This window comes from Streptococcus parasanguinis (genome assembly GCF_001578955.1).
GTDB lineage: Bacteria > Bacillota > Bacilli > Lactobacillales > Streptococcaceae > Streptococcus > Streptococcus parasanguinis_U.
This window is the reverse complement of sequence record NZ_KQ969689.1, coordinates 21,043-23,110: the sequence shown is the minus strand read 5'-3', so window position 1 is coordinate 23,110 and position 2,068 is coordinate 21,043. Positions and strand designations below refer to the sequence as shown.

The 2,068-nt window shown below is 39.5% G+C and carries 1 protein-coding gene and 1 pseudogene; both read right to left on the bottom strand.

Annotated elements, in window-relative coordinates:
• Positions 1 to 114 precede the first annotated feature (114 nt).
• Entirely contained in the window at positions 115 to 1,803 is a 1,689-nt protein-coding gene (locus tag SPADD19_RS00115) for an FtsK/SpoIIIE domain-containing protein (protein ID WP_061454874.1), read from the bottom strand.
• A gap of 13 nt (positions 1,804 to 1,816) precedes the next feature.
• Positions 1,817 to 2,068: pseudogene (locus tag SPADD19_RS00110) on the bottom strand (conjugal transfer protein); the annotation flags it as partial.

The following is a 2,068-nucleotide window of genomic DNA, read 5'->3' as shown; positions in this document are numbered from 1 at the left end:
ATGAGGAGGGGTGGACTTGGCGTTTTTGCCAATTGTAACCCCCCTATTAGAGTCGGGGGTTCGTTGTCATCATGAGCCAGGAACGGCGGGCTTCGGTCTTCGCCTGACCTGCGGTCAGGCTTGCCCTTGCCCTTGTCCTAGCCCATGATGACTGACAATCGCTTCAACTGCTTTTGGATAAGACCTGCGTCCTCCCTCTTCAAATTGAGCGAGGATTTCAAGAAGAAGTTTTTCTTGAAAAGGATCCACTAGAATAGCGGATACAGTCCGTTCAAAGATGATCCCTTGTTCTGTTAAGAGATAGATAATCTTTCGTAAGGTTGGCATTTTAAGATTTTGTTCGTCTGCGAATTCTTTGAGTGGTCGTTTGTTTGGTTCGTTTTCTATAGCCTCCTCTTCCTCTATAAGATCAATTGTTTCAACCGGTGGTTGGTATTCTTCAAATACTGAGAACTCTTCTCCTTCAAATTCCATAATCGGGATTTTAGCGTATTCATCATAGAAGGAAAATCCTTGGTCAAGTGGAATATAAGGCGAATAAAACTCACCGGCCAACTCACCGTTGTTTGCGATATAGCCCCGTCCTTTGACCTTAACTCCATTGATTTCATCCAACTTTTTGAACTCTTTGGTTTTATTGGCATCTCCAAACATCATGTCATATCCTGTTGATTCTAAATGACCGACGGAAAGACGCTTCATAAAGTTATCCCGAAGAGCAGTTTTGATAAATTCCCCATCGGGTCGTTGCATAGCAAAGATGATAAAGACTCCAGCTTGACGACCTTCTAAAACTAACTGAGAGAGATATTCCATCAGTTCGGACTGTTGGCTATAGTCACGGTCAATCTTTGCCATAAGAGCTGCCCACTCGTCTACAAGAATGAATTTTGGTTTCATGTCATAGTGAGTAAAGTTCTTTCCAGCTTGGAATTTTGGCGAAGTGGACATCCTTTCATAGCGTTTTTCCATGAACTCTACATTCTCTTTAAAACAGTTGATGATATCTTCCTTACTAGTATAAACACGGCCATGAAAGACTGGAATTTTCTTTAATCCAGCAAGGTCCGAATTCTTTGGGTCACAGATATCGACAAAGCCAATTTTAGCTAATGCATAAATTATGGTCATGAGAACAACTGTTTTTCCTCCACCTGTTCCACCGCCGATGAGAAGATGAGGTTCTTCAATATAATCCCAAGATACATCTTTCATGAGCTGGAGTTTGGATCCCTTGACTGTTACTTCATTAATGGTGATCCTGCTATCAATTCGGTTAATAGCAATTTCATATTTGATAAAGCGATTATCAAAGGTTTTATTGCGAAAGTCCCCGTTAAACATGACTTCAAGCGTAGCTCCTAGATTTAAAAAGCGATCTTGGAACTTATTGCCTTCTAGAATGAAGCTCACTTCAATCTTGTAGCGAGACTGTTTGACATACACTTGAGGTAAGGTGATTTTTTCAATGATCTTGTTTTCACGTTTAACCTTTTTAACGAGATAGAGGTTATTTTCTAGCAAGAAACGAGATAGGATTCGAAGACTATTGAGCTTTTGAAAAAAAAGTACCTTCCTGTAGCAAACTCGATTGATAAACCAAGATAAGATCAAAGAAAAGAGAAATCCAGCTCCTAGAAAATATGCTTGTGGTAAGGGATGGACTTTTAATTCTTCTAGATATAAGTAGCTGTAGTAACTAATAGCCAACAAAAAAGGAAACCACCAGATAAACCATGTGATTCCCTTTAGTTTACGATGAAAAACTCGAACTCTTTTTCCCCGATAGGTAAAGAGTTTCATGGTGCATCACCTCCTAGTTTTCCTTCTTATTTTCTACCGGTTTGTTTTCTTTAGTTGGTGTGCCTCCAGCTTTTTTCTTGATTTTAGAAGCAAAGAGCTTATAGATATCATTACGATTGACATGGGTATGAGTGATAACAATATCTTCTAGTTCAACCTCTTCTCGGTATTTAATGCCCAAATCTTCAATTTCAGACTCTGACATATCTGCGATAGTGAAAAAGAGTGTTTCATGCTGGACAGAAGAATGAATTCCTACAACAAT